Source organism: Streptomyces hyderabadensis (assembly GCF_020404845.1).
In the GTDB taxonomy this organism is placed as follows: Bacteria; Actinomycetota; Actinomycetes; order Streptomycetales; family Streptomycetaceae; genus Streptomyces; species Streptomyces hyderabadensis.
In genome coordinates, this window is sequence record NZ_JAIOJZ010000160.1 from 1 (window position 1) to 350 (window position 350).

Consider the following 350-nt stretch of genomic DNA (forward strand, 5'->3'; position numbering starts at 1 on the left):
CCGCTGATCCCGAACGAGGACACACCCGCCCTGCGCGGACGATCCTCCCCCGCCGGCCACTCCCGCGCCTCGGTCAGCAACCGCACCTCACCCGCCGACCAGTCCACCTGCTCCGACGGCTCCTCAGCGTGCAGCGTCCGCGGCAGCACACCATGCCGCATCGCCATCACCATCTTGATGACACCGCCCACACCCGCAGCCGCCTGAGCATGACCGAAGTTCGACTTCAACGACCCCAGCCACAACGGACGATCCGCCGACCGCCCCTGCCCATACGTCGCCAGCAACGCCTGCGCCTCGATCGGATCACCCAGCACGGTGCCAGTACCGTGCGCCTCCACCACATCCAC

At 68.9% G+C, this 350-nt stretch carries 1 pseudogene; it reads right to left on the minus strand.

Going from position 1 to position 350, the window contains the following annotated elements:
* Nucleotides 1-350 (minus strand): annotated as a pseudogene (locus tag K7854_RS37985) (polyketide synthase); the annotation flags it as partial.